We start from the raw sequence: 20,207 nt of genomic DNA, 5'->3' as shown, positions 1-20,207 counted from the left end.
GGCCGCCCCTAGTGTTGGGGTATGGCGCCCCGGCGGGGGAACCAACGAAGACCGTCGTTCGTCAGACCCATGTGAGGGAGGCGAAAGGAACCATCATGTTGCGCCGCTTGGTAGTGCCCGCCCTGCTCGCCGCAGGGCTCACCGCATTCGCGGCGGCCCCTGCGAGCGCCGCCGACGCCCCTGACGTCAAGGACGTCGCCAATGAGCTGAAGAGCTCCAACATCTACGTCGACCCAGCCACCGACACCATCTCCGACACCGAGTCGGAGCTCATCAGCCAGCAGGCGGAGAACGCCGAGACCCCGGTCTACGTGGTCGTCCTTGAGGACGGGACGGTCAACTCCCGTACCGAGGCCGGGGGGTACATGGGCCAGGTGCAGCAGGAGGTCGGCGACGGCACCTACCTCCTGATGGACGGCAGGGACCTCGTCGCCGACTCCACCGTGCTCAGCGACAGCGCGGTCAACGCGGCCAGGGACGCCGCCACCCAGCAGGGCACGCAGGTCGACGCCGCCAACGCGTTCATCCAGAAGGCCGACAGCGAGGCCGGGGCCGCCGAGGCCGGGGCCATGTTCGGCATGGTGCTGCTCGGCCTGCTCGTCGCCGCCGTCGTCGGCGGCGGGTTCTTCATGTACAGCGTGAAGAAAAAGCGCGAGGCGCAGAAGGCCAAGGAGCTCGCCGAGATCAAGCAGATGGCGACCGAGGACGTCGTGTGCCTGGGCGAGGACATCGCCCGCCTGGAGATCGACCTCGGCAAGGTCGACGACCCCACGCGCGCCGACTACACCCACGCCATGGACTCCTACGACCGGGCGAAGAACACGCTCGACACCATCCAGCGGCCGGAGGAGATCCAGCACGTCACCAAGGCGCTGGAGGACGGCCGGTACTACATGACGGCCACCCGGGCGCGGCTGAACGGCGAGCCGGTGCCCGAGCGCCGCGGCCCCTGCTTCTTCAACCCGCAGCACGGCCCCTCGCAGCAGGACGTCCTGTGGGCACCGCCGGGCGGCAGCCCGCGGACCGTCACGGCGTGTGCGAACTGCGCGCAGGCGGTCCTCGCCGGGTTCGACCCCGACGTGCGCATGGTCGAGGTCGACGGCCAGCGCCGCCCGTACTACGACGCCGGTCCGGCCTACGCGCCCTACGCGGGCGGCTACCACGGCTCGGACATGATGATGGGCATGTTCACCGGCATGATGATGGGCTCGATGATGGGGTCCATGATGGGCGGCGGCTTCGGTGCACCCCCGGCCGACGTCGGTGCCGGTGACGCCGGAGGCGGCATGGACGGTGACTTCGGCGACGGCGAAGGCTGGGGCGACTTCGGCGGCGGCGGATTCGACGGCGGCGACTTCGGCGGATTCGGCGACTTCTAGCTTTCCGTTATCCCGGCATCGCAAGGGCCCGGCCACTCGGCCGGGCCCTTTCCTGTGTCCGGATGCCCGCTGCGGTCGACGCCGGCTAGCCGAAGATGTCGTCGGCGGTCTCGGCGGCCACGACCCGATCAGCCCACCGCTCGACGGCCTCAGGGTCAGCGCAGTCCTTGATCCGCGCACGCTGCTCATCGCTCAGGGTGGTCCCCCGACGTTCGATGATCCTGAGCAGCATGCGGATCTCACCTTCGAGAAAGCCCTGCTTCACACCCTGGTCGACGCAGCTCTGGATGAATTCGCTCTGGTATTCCATGGTCTGAGCATTCGCGATGGTCTCCATCCGCTGACGGTCTTCACCGTCGAGCAGGGTCAGGGTGTATCGGGTGTAGTCCTTGGCCTTGTCCGTATCGATCTTTCCCAGCCCCTCGCACAGGGCCTCGATCACGCCGGGGACCTCCGCGTGGACGGTCGCGACGAGGACGGCCAGGGCGGGTGAGGTGGCGACCCAGGCCGGGTCCGTGACGACCGGGACGACCTCCGGACCGACCACCAGTGGGTGGTAGTCGATGCGCGGCCCCGCCGGGAAGTCCACGTCGTACTTCCGGGCGACCTCTGATTCGGGGCAGACCGCCATCACCACGGCCGGGCAGTCCATGCGCGTTCCGAGCACGGCGGAGTACTCCAGCCAGCGCCGGAACTTCACTCTCTCGAACGAGCGCTGGACCTCGACGGAGATGCACATCTCGGTCTGCTCGTGTCTCTGGACGCGCGCGATCAGACTGCTGTCGCGCAGCGAGACGACGGCGTCGGCTCTTCGTTCCACGGCGATGGTCTCGGTGAGGTCGGCGCATTCCAGCGACACGCAGTCGTACTGGGGGACCTGGACGCCGAGCAGGTCGGTGAGCATCCGGGGAGCCATCTCGGGACAGTCCTTGAACAGCTGGACCATCGCCTCGTGCTGGGGAGGAACAGCCATGCGCGGGACGCTGGCGATCATCGCGGCCGTCACGCAGGGTTCTGTGGATATTTCTGTAGGTAGGTGGCCGGGTCCGGCCACGGGTGGGGGATGGACGGGGGGTTACCGGGTAAGTAGCGTCGGCTTCTAGTTACCCGGTAAGTAGGAGTCGACATGTCCGTCCGGCAGGGATTGCTGGCCTTGCTCGCCGAAGGCCCCAAGCACGGCTACCAGTTGCGCGCGGAGTTCGAGGCGCGGACCGGGGGCACGTGGCCGTTGAACATCGGGCAGGCCTACACCACACTGCAGCGCCTGCACCGCGACGGGCTGGTCGAGCCGCTGACCGGCGGGGCGGAGGGGGACCCCGAGCGGTTCGAGCTGACCGCGTCGGGCCGCGGCGAGGTCGCGGCGTGGTGGCAGACCCCGGTCCAGCGCGGGGCCCCCGCACGCGACGAGCTCGCCATCAAGCTGGCGCTCGCCGTGACCACCCCGGGGGTGGACGTGCGCGGCATCGTCGACCGGCAGCGCGCCGAGACACTGCGCTGCCTGCAGGACTACACGCGGCTCAAGATGCCCCGGAACGGCGCCCCCGGGTCGCCGGGCGCAGGGCGCGGCGCAGCGGCCGACCTCGCCTGGCACCTGATCCTCGACTCGCTGATCTTCGCCGCGCAGGCGGAGATCCAGTGGCTCGACCACGTGGAGGCGCGGGTCGCGCGCGCCGCGCTGGAGGCCGCCCGGCGGGCGTCCGCCGAGGACGGTGCGGACGCGCCCTCCGAACCCGGGACGCACCGGTGAGCGCGGCTGCCGACGGGGGCTGCCCCGCGGACGGAACCGGGGCCGAGGAGCCGGTCCTGGAGCTGGCCGGCGCGACCCGGATCCACGGGGACGGTCCGACGCGGGTCATCGCGCTCGACACGGTCGACCTTCAGGTGCGGGCCGGCGAGCTGGTCGCGGTGATGGGGCCGTCCGGGTCGGGCAAGTCCACCCTGCTCAACCTGGCCGGAGGGCTCGACACCCCCACCGCCGGGAGTGTCCGCGTCATGGGCCGCGAACTCACCGGCATGGACGCCACGTCCCGTGCCCGCCTGCGGCGACGCCTGGTCGGCTATGTGTTCCAGGACTTCAACCTGGTCCCGTCGCTGACCGCGGCGGAGAACACCGCACTCCCGCTGGAGCTCGACGGCGTCCCGGCGCGACGGGCCGCCGAACAGTCCAGGGCGGCGCTGGACAGCGTCGGCGTCGGCGACCTGGCCGACCGCTTCCCCGAGGAGATGTCCGGCGGGCAGCGGCAGCGCACCGCGATCGCGCGCGCCCTGGTCGGGCCGCGCCGCCTGCTGCTGGCCGATGAACCCACCGGTGCGTTGGATACCGCCGCCGGCGAGGAGATGATGCAGGTCCTGCGCGGGCGGATCGACGCCGGAAGCGCGGGGGTGCTGGTCACACATGACGCCCGCTACGCGGCGTGGGCCGACCGCACGGTCTTCCTGCGGGACGGCCGCCTCACCGGCTCCACCGGGCCCCGGATGGGCGTCGAAGCGCTGTTCACCGCCCCGGGCGCGCCGCCGCCCCCGCGCTCGGAGCCCGAACCGTGAGCGGCGCGATGCGATCCCGGTGGGCGCCGTGGCGGGCCTGTCTGCGCGCGGCGCGCCGCGACGCCCTGCGCAACCGCGGCACCACCGCCCTGATCGCCGCCATGATCACGCTGACGGTGTTCGGCGGCACCCTCGCCGACATCATGCTCCGCTCGGCCGTCCCGGAGCCCGCGACCTTCAACGACATGATGCTCGGCGAGAACGCCCAGGCCAAGATCGCCTGGCGGATGCCCGGTGAGGTCATGCAGGACGAGCGCGCGGACCTGTGGATCGGGGCCGACGACGCCGACCATCGCGCGTCCACGAGCGACTATGAGCACGAGTTGCTCGACGCGCTGCCCGCCGGCACGGAGCTGACGCGGGCCGCCGAGGGGTCGGTCGCGCTGGGCATCGGCGACCGGCGGACGGAGCATCTGAAGGCGGCCGAGGCCGACCTCGACGCCCCCGCGCTGATGGGCCTGTTCCGGCTGGAGGCGGGGCGCATGGCCGCCGGGCCGGGGGAGGTCGTGGTGAACCGGGGGCTGGCCCGGCGGCTGGAGGTGGAACCGGGCGACCCCATCGAGCTGGAGGACGGCGCGGGTTCGACCCGGTCCGGCACCGTCACCGGCGTGTACCGCACCACCCTGAACGAGATCGAGCTGGCGCTGGCGTCCGGGACGCTCCTGGACAGCGGCGCCGCGCCCGGCGACGGCCCCGCCTCACCGACCTGGTACGCGACCGGACCTGAGCCGGTGGCCTGGGAGCAGGTGCTGGACGTCAACCGACTCGGGTCGACCGTGGTCAGCCGGGCGGTGGTGCTCGACCCGCCGAACCCCCGCGACATGCCGGTCCACCAGGGTGCTCCCGCTGAGGCCGACACCGAACGCCTGCTCGTGTACGCCGGGGTCCTGGGGGCGGGGCTGCTGGTGACGGTGCTGCTCATCGCACCGGCGTTCGCGGTCGGGGCGCAGCGCTCGGCCCGGCGGCTGGCGGTCATCGCCGCGCAGGGCGGCGCCCCGCGCGACCTGCGGCGGATGGTGCTCAGCGGGGCGCTGGTCATCGGGCCGACCGCTGCGGTGGCGGCCGCACTGCTGGCCGTGGCCGTCGCCTCCGCGGGATTCGCGCTGCTGCGCGCTGCGGGAAACCCGAACTTCCCCAACCTGATCCTGCCCTGGGCGGACATCGCCGCCTTCGCGCTGTTCGGCGTGGCCATCGCGGTCATCGCGGCGTGGCTGCCCGCCCGGACCGCGGCGCGGATGGACCCGGTCGCCGTGTTGACCGGTCGGCGCACCGCCACGACCTCCCGATCCCGGCTGCATCTCCTCGGCCTGGCGCTGTCCCTGGCCGGTGGCGCGGCCGTCGCGGTCGGTATCGGGCTGATGCGCTACGAGGTCTCCGCGGCCGGCATCGTCGTGATCGTGCTCGGCACCGCCCTGTGCTCGGGGGCGATCGTCGGCGCCCTGGGGCGGGCGGCCGGCCGGCTGCCGCTGTCACTGCGCATCGCGCTGCGCGACTCCGCCCGCAACCGCCCGCGCACGGTCCCCGCGATCGCCGCGGTCTTCGCCGCGCTCACGTTCATGGTCGCAACGGCGGTCTTCACCGTGTCCGAGGCGGAGCACGCGGGGTGGTTCCACTTCCCGCGGGCGGCCGAGGGCACCGTGCTGGCCTACCTGACCGATCCCGACCGGGCCGACCCCGACACCACCGAGCGCGTGGCGACGGCGATGACCCGTGAGCTCCCCGCCACCGAGGCACTGCCGGTGCGGATGATGGACACGGACTTCGCCGTGGCCCCCCTGCCCGACCCGAACGGTTCCTGCCCGCTGTGGGCCGTGGTGCCCCCGGCCTCTCCTGCGCAGGCCGCCGAGATGAGTGTCGACGACATCGACTGCGCCCCGATGAAGCTCAACGCCGACCGCAACCGGCAGACGCTGTGGGAGACACGAGGGCAGGTCTCACCGCTGGTGGACGACGGATCGGTGGTCCGTGCGCTGGACCTGCCCGACGCCGACCGGGCCGCCGGCGCGCTGGCCGAGGGCAAGGCGGTGGTCACCCGCGACCTGGACCTGCGGCCCGACGGGCAGGCGCACGTCGCATTCCTGCGAGTGCGCAACGTCGATGGCGATCCCGACCCCGGCCGGGCGGACGGGCCGTTCGACGACGGCCACGTCGCCGAGGTTCCGGCGGTCGTGGTCGACTGGCCGAGCGCCCAGTACGAGCTGATCATCCCCCCGTCGATGCTGGCGGACTGGGGCGGGGAGGCGCGGACGGTGGGCCTGGTGGCGCCGACGGCGGACGCCGTTCCGGACGACGCCTCGGTGGACCGGGCCCGCGCCGCTGCCGCAGAGCTGGCCCCGGTCGAGGTCTTCGCCGAGCGGGACGGCGGGTCCCCTGCGAACCCGACGCGGATGTACGCGCTGATCGCCGTCGCGGCCGTCATCGCCGTGGGGGCGTCGTGGGTCGCGGTGGGACTGGCCGCGGCCGACGCACGGCCCGAGATGGCGACGCTCGCGGCGGTCGGTGCGGCGCCGTCGACCCGGCGCAGGGTCAGTGGCGCCCGGGGCCTGGTGATCACCGCCACCGGGGTCGTGCTCGGGCTGGCCTGCGGGCTCGCCCTGGGGGCGGCACAGGTCCTGATGGAGCGCCACCGGTACGGCTACCCGGACGAGTCCTGGACCGTGGTCGTGCCCTGGCCGATGATCTCCCTCGTCGCGGTCGCCGTTCCCGCCATCGCCGTCCTCGGCGCCGCCACGGTGATTCGTCCGCACATCCCATTGGTACGCAGAGCTACCCTGTGAGCACGAGAATGGATTGCCTACAAACAGAGAAAAAGCGACATTCGCGTCAGACAATCAGTCTCATCCGCAAAAACGGACACGCCGCTGACCTAATGCGGCCACAACAGGTCCATTCGGGACGCGAAATCAAGGAAATCCCCGCCCGCGAACGCGCACCCGATACCGAAGATCGACCGACACCAGGACCTGCGACGACCGCGAATCGGCGCCCGCCCCGAACGAATTCCCACACCCCTCCTCACGTCACATCGATAACGCAAGATCGTCTTTCGGCCCGAAAGAATCGCCCCTTGCCCGCACCGGCAAGGCGGAGGTAGAAACTTAGGCGATGGCCATCGCTGCCAGATTCGGTTCCCGAGGGACTCAATTCTGTTGGGCACGGCATTCATGTGCACTGGGTGCCGATTCCCTGGACGTTCCGAATGGTTTGTCACCGAACGAGGGAGGGACACATGTCCTCCACATCGCCCACGACGGGGCACTCGCTCGCCGCACGCGCGGGTGCCATGGTCGCGGCCTTCGGCCTGGCCGGCACCCTCGGTGTCGCCCTCGCCTCCCCGGCCGAGGCCGCCTGCCGGGCAGGCGGCGCGTCCGCCACCGCGTACCGGTCCGTCGCCTGGACCAACACCGCCGACTGCCGATACTTCGGCCGTTCGTGGGCCAGGAACGGCAGGGTCTACGCGGCGACGGGATGGCACCCCAGGTCCACGTACGCCTACGCCCGCGACGCCCGCTTCGGATCGCCGAGATTCGCGGGATTCGCGTTCCGCTAATCCGCACGAGTGAATGAAGAGCCGACCATGGCCGCCACAGCGCGCAGCGTGGATCCGCACATCCGCGCCGATCGGTGGCCGCCATGGTCGGTTTCCCCGACCACCCTTCCGCTGGGGAACTCCGGATCTGGAACCACCATGCGACCGAACAGAAGTCCGAGATTCATCACAACGATCTCCGCGCTGTGCATCGCCGCAATGGCCGCGTGCAGCGCTCCGACCGGCGACGATCCAACCGACACCTCCACCGGAAATTCCGGCCTCTCACTCGTCGAGCAATTCAAGCAAATGCGCGCGGAGGCGACTTCCGACTTCGAACGCGAGGTCTTCGATCGCGCCGTCGAGAACGGAGAAATCGCTCCGGAGGACTACGAGGAGGCGTTCAACAGGTACATGAAGTGCGCCGAGGGCGCCGGGCTCGATGAAACCTACACCAAACTCCCCAGCGGCATTTATAAACTCGTGAAATGGGACGCCGGTGGCTCCGACGACCAGCAGGCGAACGAGGAGCACTTCGAGAAGAGCGCCGAATGCGCCGACGGCACCATCGTTCGCATCGAGGCCATGTACCTGCAACAGGTCGGCGGAACCGACGCGCACGACGATCCGCGTGAGGCGGCCGTCCACTGCCTCATCGAGGCGGGAGTCGCACCCGCCGACTACTCGGTGGATGAGTTCGACGAGGACCTGGAGAACGGATTCGAGGGCAGCGACTTCGACGTCACCGACCCCGCGACCCAGGACTGCATGCACACGGCCGGATACTCACTCGGCAGCGGTGACTGACCACCCGCCGCCGGCCACGGGGAGCGCACCAGCGCCGCACGAAAGCGCCGAACAGAATCCGGAGGAACCGATGTCCCCGACCCGCTACCCCGCGATCACGGCACTCGTCTGTGCCGGCCTCATCACCCTGGCCGCGTGCACCCCACCGGGCGAGGAAGGCCCCGAGGCACCGGACACCCCCGGCACCGCCGGCTCCCCCTCCCCCGACGGCGAACCGGAAAGCGTGGAAAGCCAGCACGCGGGCGAGCTCCCGGACGAACTCGGCCTGGGCGCGGAGATCCAGCCCGCCGTGGACTGCCTGATCGAGGAGGGCCTCGCACCCGAGGACTACACCACCGACCGGCTCGACAGGGATCTGAGGGACGGGTTCGACGACGCCGCGTTCGACGGCACCGATCCGGCGGTCTCCACCTGTCTGGAGAAGGCCGGGATCACCTTCGAAACGGGAGATGGATGACCATGCGAGACGTCGCCACCACCACGAGAACACCACTGCGGTCGCGCGTCGCGACCGTTACAGCGGCACTCGCCGTCGCGGCGCCGCTCGGCATCGCCACGCCACGACCCGCTGAAGCAGCCGCTTGCAAGGGCGGCACGGGATCCAGCGCGACTCGGATCTACGCGTGGGTGGACGTGACCGACTGCGGTCGCATGGGCCGCGCCTGGGTCAGATGCGGCCCGAAGACGGTGGTCGCATCCTGGGTCACGACCCGCGCGTACGCCGGTCTGCTCTGCTCCCCCGCCGACTCACCGAGGGACGCCGGGTACGGCTTCCACTAGGGCGTGTTCGGCGGATGCTTTCCTCCTGAGCGAGCGGCCGTCCGGGGCGGCGCTCGCAAGCCGCTGCACGACGTCGATCCAGGTCGGCTTTGCGAGTGGAGCGGCGCAGCGAGCGTCGTTCCGGTGGCCGCGAGCCGGAAATGATCCGTCGAACACGCCCTCGCCCGCTGGGACCGGTACCCGCTTCCACCCCCGCACACCCTCCCCGCCTCCGATCTCCTGACCTCCTCCTTCTCCGTGTTCCCGGGTTCCGCCCCAGCGGCGCGGGAGGCACCGGACCTCTTGGATGTGGTGCAATGCTCAACCGACCAACGGGGACCGCCGTCCTCGCCGGTGCGGTGCTGGTGGCCGCCGGCGGCGTGGCCGGGTTCCTGCTGCGCCCTGCGGGGCCGCCTCCCGACCTCGCGGCCGCCGATACCATCACCTCCGCTCCGGTCGCCGAGGAGAAGTACGCCGACGAGCGGACCGTGCAGGTCACCCTGAATCTCTCCCCCGCCGCCGACCTCACCGTCGGCACGGCGGGCCGGGTCACCTCCACCGGCTGCGCGGCCGGCGGCACGGTGGAATCGGGGACGGTGCCGGTGCGCGTGGACGGCAAGCGCCTGATCGCCCTGGCCACTTCCGTGCCCCTCTACCGCGACCTGCGGTGGGGGCACACCGGCGCCGACGTCAAGGCCCTGCAGACGGAGCTGGCCCGGCTCGGCCACCCCACACCGGCCGACGGGACCTTCGGACGCCGGACCTATGAGGCCGTCCGCTCACTGAAGAAGGCCAACGGGTGGAAGAACCCCGACGGCGAGGTCGCCGTCGACCGCTTCATCTGGCTCCCCGCGGCCCAGGTCACCGTCGAGGAGTGCCAGGCTCCCCTGGGCGCCCACCTGGGCAAAGGCGGGGAGTTCGCGACCGTCCCCGGGCGGGTGGAGTCGGCGAGGGCGGACAGCCTCCCGGCCGACGCCGCACCGGGTGAACGCACCCTCACCGTCGCCGGGGTCAGCGGACCGGTCAGCGGGGAGGGCGTCGCCGACGATCCCGGCTTCCTGCGCGAGCTGGCCGCCACCAAGGAGGCGCGGGCCGCGCAGAAGGGCCAGGACGACCCGGTCAGCGGCTCTGTCGCGCTCACCGAACCGCTGGACGCGCTGAAGGTCGCACCGGGCGCGCTGTTCGGGACGTCGGGCGACTCCGGGTGTCTCCAGGAGGGCGACGACACCATCCCCGTGCGCATCGTCGGCTCCAACCTGGGCTCGACGCTCGTCGTCCCCGAGGACGAGGACGGCGACGTCCCGGACGAGGTCGCCGTCGGTACGGCCATCACCGCCACCTCATGTGCGGGCGACACGTCATGACGGCCACCCACGTCCGCGCGACGGGCCTCACCCACCGCTTCCCCGGCACCGCGACACTCTTCGCCGACCTGGACTTCGAGCTGCTGCCCGGCCGCATCACGGGGGTGTGCGGGCCGTCGGGCTGCGGCAAGTCGACCCTGCTGGCGATCCTGGCCGGGTGGCTGGAACCGGTCGGCGGAGCGCTGGAGATGTCCGGGATCCACCGCACCGGCTGGGTCTTCCAGAACCCCTACGGTGTGCCGGCCCGCACCGCCCTGGACCACGTCACCCTGCCCCTGCTCGCCCGCGGGTGGGAGCGCTCCGCGGCCGACGCCCACGCAACCGCGGTCATGGCCGACTTCCACCTCGACCAGGCGGCCGAGCGGCCGTTCCGCGAACTGTCCGGTGGGGAGTCCCAGCGCCTGATGCTGGCCCGTGCCCTGTGCTCGGCCCCGGACCTGCTCCTCGTCGACGAACCCACCGCGCAGCTCGACCTCAGCACGGCCGCGACCGTCAACGCCACCCTGGGCAACATCGCCCGGGACGGCACGATCGTGGTCATCGCGACCCATGACCCCCACACACGCGAGGCCTGCACCGAGGTCATCGATATGGACAGGACGGCATGCGGCGGGACGGCCCCCCGATGAGCACGCCGGAGGACCACCGGGGAGGGAGAGGGAGGATGGCGGGTGCCGGGAGGCCGGACGCGCCGGAGGGACGCCTCGGAAGCGGGTCAGGGGACGGCATGCGCCCCGGGTCGATCCTGTCCGAGGCCTGGCGCGACCTGGCCACCGGCACCACGCGGGCGGCCGTGTTCGCCGTCGCACTGGCCGCGGTCACCGCGAGCCTGGCGATCACGGACGCCCGCGCCATCATCGCCCTGCAGCAGCGGGCCGCCGAGTTCGTCGACGCCGGGGCCGCGGTGCGGATCCTCAACGCCGTCGACGCCACCGACGGCGCCGCGTGCGAGGCGCTGTCGGATGTCCCCTCGATCGGATCCGCCGGAGCCGTCAGCGAGGGCACGCCCCTGACCCTGGCGGCGATGCCGGACAACCCCGTCCCCGTCTACGAGGCCACCCCGGGCATGGGCGAGGTGCTGGGGGTGCGCCCGCTGTCGGCCGACGGCGTGTGGATCCCCACCGGGGTGGCCGAGAGGCTGGGGGTGGGGGCGGGCCGCACACTGGAGACCGACCAGGGCCCGATGGTCATCGCCGGGGTCTACGACCATCCCGACGACGGCCGCGACAGCCGCCTAGGGTACGCCGTCGTCGTCCCCACGGTGGCGGCGGGCGAGTTCGACCAGTGCTGGGCGCACGTGTGGCCGGTCGTGGACGACGCCGACGAGCTGATCCGCTCGACGGTGGCGTCCGACGTCGACCCCGACGTCTCGGTGACGATCGGGCAGCTCAACACCCGGCTCGGGGCATCGTTCGACGCCGCTGCCGCGTTCTCCGAGCGCATCACCCGCGCAGCCGTGCCGGGCGCGGCGCTGGCCGGGCTGGTCCTCGGCTTCCTGGCGATCCGCGCCCGCCGCCTGGAGATCGCGGGGGCACTGCACGTCGGGCAGTCCCGGCGGGCGCTGCTGGCCGCGGTCCTGCTGGAGACCGCCGCGTGGTCGGTGGCCGCGCTGGCGCTGGCCGCGTTCGCGCTGCTGCCGGCGGTCGGCCCGAACAATCCCGCCGACCCGCTGCAGGCCTTCGCCATCGACATCCGCGGCCCCGCCGCCGCGGTTCCCGCCGCACTGGCCGGGGCGGTGGTGGCCCTCCTGCTGATCCGCGAGGACCACCTGTTCCGCTACTTCAAGGACCGGTAAGCGCCGCGCTAACGCCACACTTCCGTTGATCTCGGGGATATCGGGGTAAAAATCGCCGCTGAGACCCCGATATCCCCGAGATCGACGAAAGGGGGTCGACCGGCTACTCCGGGGACGCCTGCATCAGGGAGCGTGCGGCCTCGGTGACGCTGCCGGACAGCGACGGGTAGACCGCGAAGGTGTGGGCGATCTCGTCGACGGTGAGGCGCTGCTGCACCGCGATGGACACACCCAAGATGAGCTCGCTGGCCCGGGGGCCGACGATGACGCCGCCCAGCACGATGCCGGTGTGCTGGCGGCAGATGAGCTTGATGAACCCGTCCTTGCTGTTGTTCATCTTCGCCCGCGGGTTGGTGTCCAGCGGCAGGGTGACGATGCGCGCGTCGACCCTGCCGGAGCGGACGTCCTCCTCGCTGGCGCCCACCGCGGCCAGCTCGGGGTGGGTGAACACGGTGGAGGCGACGGTGGACAGCTTCAGCGGGGAGACCGCCTCGCCGAGCGCGTGCCACATCGCGATCCGGCCCTGCATGGCGGCGACCGAGGCGAGCATGTTCACGCCGGTGCAGTCGCCCGCCGCGTACACACCCGGGGTCGAGGTCCGCGACACCCGGTCGACCTGGACGAACCCGCCCTTGTCGAGCCGGACGCCGGTCTCCTCCAGGCCGATGTTGGCGGTGTTGGGGATCATGCCGACGGTCATCAGGCAGTGGCTGCCCTCGATCTCTCGGCCGTCGGAGATGGCCACCCGGACGCCGTCGCCGGTGTTGGTCACCGATTCGGCGCGGCTGTTGGAGAGGACCGTCATGCCGCTGCGCCGGAACACGCCCTCCAGCACCTTGGCGGCGTCGACGTCCTGCGTCGGCATGACGTGGTCCCGGGAGGAGACCAGGGTGACCTCGGATCCCAGCGCCTGGTAGGCGTTGGCGAACTCGGCGCCGGTGACGCCGGAGCCGACGACGATGAGCTTCTCGGGCAGCTCGTCGAGGTCGTAGAGCTGGCGCCAGGTGAGGATGCGGTCGCCGTCGGGTTTGGCGGTGGGCAGCTCGCGCGGGTGGGCGCCGGTCGAGACCAGGACGACGTCGGCGTGCAGGCGCCGGTCGCCCACCGCGACGATGCGCGGGTCGACCAGGCGGCCCTCTCCGGGGATGATCTCGACGCCTTCCTTGACCAGGCGGGCGGCGGTGTCGTCGGACTGCGCCTGGGCGAGCCGTTTGACGCGCGCGTTGACGGTCGCGATGTCGACGTCGACGCTGCACGGCCCCGCCGACTCGGCGCCCGCGCCCGGGGCGCCGCCGGTGCCGATGTTGAGGCCGAGTTTGGCGGCCTCACGGACGTAGGTGGAGCGGACGGACGTCGCGATCATGGTCTTGGACGGCACGCAGTCCGTCAGCACACAGGCTCCGCCGATGCCGTCCCGGTCAACGACCGTCACCTCGGCGCCGAGCTGCGTTGCGACCAGAGCCGCCTCGTAGCCTCCGGGCCCGCCTCCGATGATCACGACCTTCGTCACGTCTGCTCCACTCCTCAATGGCGATGGGCCGCCCGCACGCGGGCGCCGCGGCCCGATAAAGGCCTTCGCCTGGGTCTTCGCTCGCCTGTCGCTCTCCCCCATTGTCCTCTCATCCCCGCTCGACGCGTTCGCACCGGGGTGCCGACACGGTCCGCCGCGGTCGTCCGGGCGCTGCGGACCACGCCGCCGCCCCGAGGCACGACGGCCGGAGGGACGGCCGTCTACCGCCCATAGCGGCGTTTATGGAGGCCCCGAACACGCTGCGTTGCGCTCCGGCACAAAACGGTTACGCAGGGGTAGGCTCCGGAGATGTGAGCGAATCCACGCAAGATCGTCCCGTGATGCGGACCGCCGAGGCCAAGGACCTGGCGGCCGAGGCGGCGGAGGAGCTGAAGGCCCGCAGCGGCGCCGACGGCTACGACGCCGTGGTCGTTCTCGGCTCGGGATGGGCCCAGGCCGCGGACTATCTGGGGACGCCCGACATCGAACTCGACGTGATCGACCTCCCGGGCTTCACCGAACCGACGGCGGCCGGCCACTCCCCGAAGGTGCGCAGCATGTGGGTGGGCGCCAAACGCGTGGCGGTCTTCCTCGGCCGTGTCCACCTGTACGAGGGCCACGATCCGATGCGGGTCGTCCACGCGGTGCGCACCGGGGTGTCCGCCGGCGCCCGCACGGTGCTCCTCACCGGCTCGGCCGGGTCGCTGCGCGCCGACTACTCGGTGGGCCAGCCGATCATCGTGCGCGACCACATCAACCTGACCGCCACCTCCCCACTGGTAGGGCCGGACTTCGTGGATCTGACCGGCGCGTACCCGCAGCGGCTGCGCGATGTCGCCCACGCCGCCGACCCGACGCTGGCCGAGGGCGTGTATGCGACGGTGTCCGGGCCGCAGTTCCAGACCCCCGCGGAGCTGGGGATGCTGCGGGCCGGGGGTGCCGACCTCGTGGGCCAGTCCATGGCGCTGGAGACCATCGCGGCCGTGGAGATGGGGGCCGAGGTGTTGGCGCTGGCGATGGTCAGCAACGACGCGATCACCGCGGTCTTCGAACCGTTCGACCAGGAGGCGGCGCTGGAGGCGGTGCGGCAGCGGAGTCCGCGCCTGGGCGAGCTGCTGAACGCGATCCTCATGCGGCTGTAGGCCGCACGGGGCCGCGACGCGCAGGCGAGCGCGGCCCGGGAGAAGAGCGGGGATCGCCGGCCCTATCCGCGCCAGGGCCGGCGATCCCTTTCTTTTCCGTGGTGAAGCAGGACCCGCGTGCGGTGTCGGGCGGCGCTGCGTGGCGAGCAGCATCCCGAGGCCGAGGATGACCGACGCCGTCCGACTCCGGTGGCGGTGGTGTCCCGGTGCGGCCCGGTTCCGGGGGTCCCCGCAGACCCCGTGGGATCCGGGCCGCACCTTTTCTTCTTCTTCGGATACAGCGCGCCGCCGAGGGTGCCGTGTCCGGATCGGAGTCCCCGCGACCCCTTCCGGTCGGATGTCCCCGCACGAGTGGCGATTCGTGCGGCGGCGCGCCCGCTATTCAGTTGACCCGCAAGTGCCCGGGGAACTCGGGGTTCGGATGGTCCGGCGATCCGCGCTGACACCGGACCCCCGAACCCGTGCTCCTTAGGCATGCCTTACCTAACCAGCAACCCGGGGTCGCGGTCAAGTCACCGCGGGAAAAAAATCGCGGGAAAAAATCGCGGAGAGGCCCCGGTCAGGGCCTCCCCGCGATGGGCGGACGGGTCCGCCTCAGCCGACCAGCACCGCCGTGACCAGCAGAAGAGCCGGGACACCGAGCGCCACCAGCGCGTCGGGCGACCACACCGCGGACAGGCCGACCGCACCCTCGCCAGGGCCGTCGGCCCCCGGGATCTGCTCGGCCTTGCGCCGCTGCGCCTCCTCCCGCAGCTGGCGGGCGATCAGGTTCACCGGCCGCAGCTCGCGCGGGTCCGCGTCGGCCTCGTCCAGGATCGGACCACCGTCCGATCCGGCCCGGCGCATGTTGTCCCGCACGACGGCGCGCTTGGGCTCCCGCAGCGGCCAGGACCGCACCACCCGGTCACCGGCGTGGATGCGCAGCACATCGGTCACGTCGGCCCAGGTGAAGGCCGACCACGGCACGAACGTCTCCCGCATCGGGTTGACCACCCGAACGCCGTCGTCCTGCGGCACCACCCGCGGGCGCAGCCACAGCACGTACGTGCCGCCCACCGTGCACAGCAGCACCGCGGCCGCGATCAGCGCGGCCCGGTCGCCACCGTTCACCAGCAGGTCGATCAGCAACAGGACGACGACGCCGATCCAGACCCACCCCAGGACGCGCGGCAGCGGAGCCGTGAACGGTTTCACGCCGTGGCCCACTTGAGCTGCGCGAAGCCCGGCTTGATGTGCCCGTTGATCAGCGCGAGCCGCTCGTCGAAGGGAAGGAACGCCGACTTCATCGCGTTCACCGTGAACCACTGCAGGTCGTCCCAGTCGTAGTCGAACGCGTCGCACAGCCGCGCGAACTCCTCCGAGAGCGTGGTGCCGCTCTGCAACCGGTTGTCGGTGTTGACCGTGACCCGGAAGCGCAGGCGGCGCAGCATCCCGATCGGGTGGTCCGCGATCGACGTCGCCGCACCCGTCTGGATGTTGGAGCTGGGGCACATCTCCAGCGGCACCCGCTTGTCGCGCACGTACCGCGCCAGTCGGCCCATGCGCGGCTCGCCGTCGGCCGTGCGCTCGATGTCGTCGACGATCCGCACCCCGTGCCCGAGCCGGTCGGCGCCGCACCACTGCAGCGCCTCCCAGATCGACGGCAGCCCGAACGCCTCGCCCGCGTGGATCGTGAAGTGGGCGTTCTCGCGGCGCAGGTACTCGAACGCGTCCAGGTGGCGGGTGGGCGGGTGGCCGGCCTCCGCCCCGGCGATGTCGAAGCCGACCACGCCGACGTCGCGGTAGCGCACGACCAGCTCCGCGATCTCCCGCGACCGGGCAGCGTGCCGCATGGCGGTGAGCAGGGTCCCCACCCGGATCGTGCGGCCCTGCTCCGCGGCGCGGTCCTGGCCCAGCCGAAAGCCCTCCAGGACGGCCTCCACGACCTGCTCCAGGGTCAGCCCCGCCTCCAGGTGCTGCTCGGGGGCGTAGCGCACCTCGGCGTAGACGACGCCGTCGGCGGCGAGGTCCTCGGCGCACTCGGCGGCCACCCGGACCAGTGACTCCCGCGTCTGCATCACACCGACGGTGTGCGAGAACGTCTCCAGGTAGCGCTCCAGGGAGCCGGAGTCGGAGGCCTCCCGGAACCACTGCCCCAGCTCGACGGGGTCTTTCGTGGGCAGTGCGGAATACCCGGTCGCTTCGGCGAGTTCGACGACCGTCTCAGGGCGCAGCCCGCCGTCCAGGTGATCGTGGAGGAGGACTTTCGGCGCGCGTCGGATCTGGTCAAGGGTCAGTTGGTGGCTCATGCGTCTTAAGGATGCCACCTGAACTCGGTGCCCGGCCCGACCGGCCGGTGCCGAACGGGCCCGCAGCGCGAGCGGGCCCGGTAGGGCGTGTTCGGGCGGTGCCGGTGCCCGGCTGCGAGGGGAGAAGGGCAGCAGGGCCGCGGGGGTCAGGCCAGTGCGGCGTCCTCCACCGTGCTGTCGCTGCCGGGCCGGGCCCCCTCCCACAGCGCGGTCAGGGCGGAGGCGGCCATCAGCTGGACACCGACGCAGATCGCGCTCTCGTCGACGTCGAACGTCCCCTGGTGCAGGTCGAGCATGGGGGAGCTGGAGGTCGGGGAGTGCGTACCCAGCCGCGCCATCGCCCCCGGCACATGCTCCAGGTACCAGGCGAAGTCCTCGCCGCCGAGGCTCTGCGGGGTGGACGCCACCGATTCCGGGCCCAGCGTCTGCGCGCAGGCCGCGCGCAGCATCCGCACGCTGGAGGCCTCGTTGACCGTGGGCGGGACGCCCCGCCGGTAGTCGAGGTCGGCCGTCGCACCGTAGCCCGCCACCACGGACTCCACCAGTTCCTTGATGATGTCGGGGGCGGCGTGCCAGGCGTCGTCGTCCAGGCAGCGCACCGTCCCCTCGGCGACGCCGTCGTCGGGGATCGCGTTGGGCGCCGACCCCGCACTGATACGCCCCCACACCAGGCTGAACCCGGCGCGGGGGTCCACACGGCGGGACAGTGCCGCAGGCAGCTCGGTGACCACCTTGCCCAGCGCGTAGACCAGGTCGGTGGTCAGGTGCGGCCGCGCGGTGTGCCCCCCCGCGCCCGACAACCGCACCATCAGCTGGTCACAGGCGGCGGTGATGGGGCCGACACGCAACCCGACCTGGCCGCACAGCAGCCGGGGGTCGCAGTGCAGGGCGAAGATGCGGTCGACCCCGTCGATCCCGCCCGCGCTGATGACCTCGCGCGCCCCGCCGGGCATCTCCTCGGCCGGCTGGAACAGCAGCCGCACCCGGCCCGGCAGCGCCCCGGCGCGGGCCTGCTGGGCGAGGAAGAGCCCGGCGGCCAGCACGACCGTGGTGTGCACGTCGTGACCGCAGGCGTGGGCGGCCCCGGGCACCGTCGAGCGGTAGGGCACGTCCTTCTCGTCGGTCAGCGGCAGCGCGTCGAGGTCGGCGCGCAGCGCCACCGTCGGCCCGTCGCTGGAACCGATGTCGCAGATGAGCCCGGTGCCCCGCGGCAGGACCTTCGGCGCCAGGCCGGCCCGGCGCAGGCGCTCCACCAGACGCTGGGTGGTGCGGTGCTCGGCGAAGGCGAGCTCCGGGTGCATGTGCAGGTCTCGCCGGAATTCCACGAATTCGCGCTCATGCCGGGCCAGAAAGGCGGTCAACTGGTCTGGCAGGTCACGTCCGTGCATGCGATGGCCCCCTGTTCCTCGACGATTGATCTGGGTCGGCGTTGCCGCCGGTGTCGCCTTGCTCCGCCCCCTGCCCGCCGGTGGCGCTCCGGGGGCGCGGCCAGGGGCCGTCGGCTCCGGAGCGGAACTCCGCCACCAGTGCGTCCACGACGTCGTTGAGCGTGCCGCCCTGGTCGATCACGGCACGCTGGCGCTCGTAGGGTGCGCCCTTGTCCAGGACCTCGAAGGCGACGTCGAGGTCCTCGGCACAGCCGAGCCGGGCTGCGACCGGCTCCAACTCGTGAAGGAGCTCGTACAGGTCGTCGCGGAGCGGCACGGTGGTGCCGTGCTCGTCGACGATGACCCGCGCGTCCAACCCGTAGCGGGTGGCCCGCCACTTGTTGTCGTTGACCACCCACGACGGTGCGCTGGGCAGCCCGTAGCCGCGGTCGAACTGCTGGTCGAACAGCCGGACGAGGCTCTGCGTCAGGGCGGCCGCCATTCCGACCTCGCGCAGCGTGGGAATTCCGTCGAACATCCGGATCTCGATGGTGCCGAAATCCGGGTGCGGGCGGACATCCCACCACACGTCCTTGATGCTGTTGATCGTGCCCGCGCGCAGCAGCGTCTCCATGTATTCCTCGAATGCCGCCCAGTGCGGCAGGACCGGCGGCGGACCTGCCGTGGGAAGCGCGCCGAATACGATCGACCTGGCGGAGGCCAGACCGGTGTCATGGCCGCTCCAGAATGGGCTGGAGGCGGTCAGCGCGAGAAAGTGCGGCAGGTACCGCGACAGCGCGTTGACGATCGGGACCGCTTTTTCCGCCGAACGGACACCGACGTGCACGTGGACCCCGAAGGTGAGAATGCGCCGCGCAATCCACTGGAAATCCTCGATGAGCTCGCCGTAGCGCCGCACCGGTGACGGCGTCTGGTCGCGCCAGTCGTCCAGCGGGTGCGTGCCCGAGCAGGCCAGCGCGAGCCGCCGCTCCTGGAGGACGGGGGTCAGCCGGTCGACACTCGTGGCCAGGTCGCTCTTGATCTCCTCGACCGTCTCGCAGATGTCGGTGACGACCTCCACGGTGCACTGCATCAGCTCATGGCGCAGCGGCGGGTGGGAGGAGCCCCGGCTGAGGTCGGGCAGAGCGGCCAGCACCTGCTGTGCCTCCTGGCGGAGATGCCGGGTGTTCACGTCGACGAGCTGCAATTCCCACTCGGCACCGATGGTGGTGCGGTCAGAGGCGTTGAATTCGATGGCCACGGTCAACCTCCGCGCTGTCCGGTCGGCTCGCACACCGACGTCAGAGGCACCATAAGCGAGGCGGCGTCCCGCATGTCAGTCCGCCTCATGACCGAATTCACTCTCCCTCTCGAAGACGCCGAAGGCCGCCCTACGGCGCCTCAGGTGCTCAAGTGCGGGTGGGCGACTCCACCCGGACGAGGATTGCAGGTGCCTCGGTGAACCTGCCGGAAAACCGCGAATCATGCCCCGATGCGACCGGACCGTCTCATCATCGGGAACCGCACGGGCGTGTAAGGCATCCCCCGCGTCATCTGAAACAGCGTCGAAGGTTTCCGGCGAATTCCCACCGAGGACCCGCCCCTGGCCTTGACAGAGCTACACGCTACCCAAGATCGGGGCCGAAAACCGGGAAGTTGACCTATACGTGATACGACGCGTCGGATGCCGTCAGCGACGGCATGCGACGGCACATGGCCGGAT

The 20,207-nt window shown here is 71.5% G+C and carries 18 protein-coding genes; 12 read left to right on the top strand and 6 right to left on the bottom strand.

What is annotated here, in order from left to right:
• The first annotated feature begins 95 nt into the window (after positions 1–95).
• On the top strand, positions 96–1,379 hold the full coding sequence (locus HNR23_RS00530) for a chemotaxis protein CheA (RefSeq protein ID WP_184072413.1): 1,284 nt from the start codon (positions 96–98) through the stop codon (positions 1,377–1,379).
• Positions 1,380–1,464: 85 nt separating this feature from the next.
• Here HNR23_RS00530 and HNR23_RS00525 read toward each other — a convergent pair whose 3' ends face one another.
• Positions 1,465–2,352: a hypothetical protein gene (locus tag HNR23_RS00525; protein WP_184072411.1), complete on the bottom strand. Its 888-nt coding sequence runs from the start codon at positions 2,350–2,352 to the stop codon at positions 1,465–1,467.
• A 153-nt stretch (positions 2,353–2,505) separates the two neighbouring features.
• Between HNR23_RS00525 and HNR23_RS00520 the strand changes: the two genes are divergently transcribed.
• The 10 genes from HNR23_RS00520 (at position 2,506) to HNR23_RS00475 (ending at position 12,177) form a co-directional block, all read left to right on the top strand.
• On the top strand, positions 2,506–3,126 hold the full coding sequence (locus HNR23_RS00520; protein ID WP_184072409.1) for a PadR family transcriptional regulator: 621 nt from the start codon (positions 2,506–2,508) through the stop codon (positions 3,124–3,126).
• Positions 3,123–3,923 carry an ATP-binding cassette domain-containing protein gene (locus HNR23_RS00515; protein WP_184072407.1) on the top strand — a complete coding sequence of 267 codons (801 nt, stop codon included), beginning with the start codon at positions 3,123–3,125 and terminating at the stop codon, positions 3,921–3,923. Before HNR23_RS00520 ends, HNR23_RS00515 begins: the two co-directional genes overlap by 4 nt.
• Entirely contained in the window at positions 3,920–6,700 is a 2,781-nt protein-coding gene (locus HNR23_RS26430; protein WP_184072405.1) for an FtsX-like permease family protein, read from the top strand. The genes HNR23_RS00515 and HNR23_RS26430 overlap by 4 nt, the downstream gene beginning before the upstream one ends.
• Before the next feature lie 452 nt (positions 6,701–7,152).
• Entirely contained in the window at positions 7,153–7,473 is a 321-nt protein-coding gene (locus HNR23_RS00505) for a hypothetical protein (RefSeq protein ID WP_184072403.1), read from the top strand.
• Between the two features lie 288 nt (positions 7,474–7,761).
• Entirely contained in the window at positions 7,762–8,259 is a 498-nt protein-coding gene (locus tag HNR23_RS00500) for a hypothetical protein (protein WP_184072401.1), read from the top strand.
• A 70-nt stretch (positions 8,260–8,329) separates the two neighbouring features.
• Positions 8,330–8,716, top strand: a complete 387-nt coding sequence (locus HNR23_RS00495; protein WP_184072399.1) for a hypothetical protein — start codon at positions 8,330–8,332, stop codon at positions 8,714–8,716.
• Positions 8,713–9,039: a hypothetical protein gene (locus tag HNR23_RS00490; protein WP_184072397.1), complete on the top strand. Its 327-nt coding sequence runs from the start codon at positions 8,713–8,715 to the stop codon at positions 9,037–9,039. The genes HNR23_RS00495 and HNR23_RS00490 overlap by 4 nt, the downstream gene beginning before the upstream one ends.
• A 296-nt stretch (positions 9,040–9,335) precedes the next feature.
• Positions 9,336–10,382: a peptidoglycan-binding domain-containing protein gene (locus HNR23_RS00485; RefSeq protein ID WP_184072395.1), complete on the top strand. Its 1,047-nt coding sequence runs from the start codon at positions 9,336–9,338 to the stop codon at positions 10,380–10,382.
• Positions 10,379–11,011, top strand: a complete 633-nt coding sequence (locus HNR23_RS00480; RefSeq protein WP_184072394.1) for an ATP-binding cassette domain-containing protein — start codon at positions 10,379–10,381, stop codon at positions 11,009–11,011. Before HNR23_RS00485 ends, HNR23_RS00480 begins: the two co-directional genes overlap by 4 nt.
• A 98-nt stretch (positions 11,012–11,109) precedes the next feature.
• A complete protein-coding gene (locus HNR23_RS00475; RefSeq protein ID WP_184072392.1) occupies positions 11,110–12,177 on the top strand; it encodes a hypothetical protein in 1,068 nt (355 codons plus the stop codon).
• 103 nt (positions 12,178–12,280) lie between these two features.
• Here the strand turns inward: HNR23_RS00475 and HNR23_RS00470 are convergent, their stop codons facing one another.
• The gene (locus HNR23_RS00470) at positions 12,281–13,687 is read right to left on the bottom strand and encodes an NAD(P)H-quinone dehydrogenase (RefSeq protein WP_184072390.1); all 1,407 of its coding nucleotides are present in this window, start codon (positions 13,685–13,687) and stop codon (positions 12,281–12,283) included.
• Positions 13,688–14,028: 341 nt separating this feature from the next.
• Between HNR23_RS00470 and HNR23_RS00465 the strand changes: the two genes are divergently transcribed.
• Positions 14,029–14,829: a purine-nucleoside phosphorylase gene (locus HNR23_RS00465; protein ID WP_184072388.1), complete on the top strand. Its 801-nt coding sequence runs from the start codon at positions 14,029–14,031 to the stop codon at positions 14,827–14,829.
• Positions 14,830–15,423: 594 nt separating this feature from the next.
• Here HNR23_RS00465 and HNR23_RS00460 read toward each other — a convergent pair.
• The 4 genes from HNR23_RS00460 to HNR23_RS00445 all read right to left on the bottom strand — a co-directional run bounded on the left by HNR23_RS00460 (position 15,424) and on the right by HNR23_RS00445 (position 19,745).
• Entirely contained in the window at positions 15,424–16,023 is a 600-nt protein-coding gene (locus tag HNR23_RS00460; RefSeq protein ID WP_343070370.1) for a PH domain-containing protein, read from the bottom strand.
• Positions 16,020–17,117 (bottom strand): adenosine deaminase, encoded by a 1,098-nt coding sequence (locus tag HNR23_RS00455; protein WP_184072384.1) that lies wholly within the window; start codon positions 17,115–17,117, stop codon positions 16,020–16,022. Before HNR23_RS00455 ends, HNR23_RS00460 begins: the two co-directional genes overlap by 4 nt.
• A gap of 146 nt (positions 17,118–17,263) precedes the next feature.
• Positions 17,264–18,505 carry a M20 family metallopeptidase gene (locus tag HNR23_RS00450; RefSeq protein ID WP_184072382.1) on the bottom strand — a complete coding sequence of 414 codons (1,242 nt, stop codon included), beginning with the start codon at positions 18,503–18,505 and terminating at the stop codon, positions 17,264–17,266.
• Positions 18,492–19,745, bottom strand: coding sequence for a glutamate--cysteine ligase (locus HNR23_RS00445; RefSeq protein ID WP_184072380.1), 1,254 nt, complete (start codon positions 19,743–19,745; stop codon positions 18,492–18,494). Before HNR23_RS00445 ends, HNR23_RS00450 begins: the two co-directional genes overlap by 14 nt.
• Between the last annotated feature and the right edge of the window lie 462 nt (positions 19,746–20,207).

The organism is Nocardiopsis mwathae, assembly GCF_014201195.1.
Taxonomy (GTDB): domain Bacteria; phylum Actinomycetota; class Actinomycetes; order Streptosporangiales; family Streptosporangiaceae; genus Nocardiopsis_C; species Nocardiopsis_C mwathae.
The sequence above is the reverse complement of the archived record's forward strand: the minus strand, read 5'-3'. Positions and strand labels throughout refer to the sequence as shown.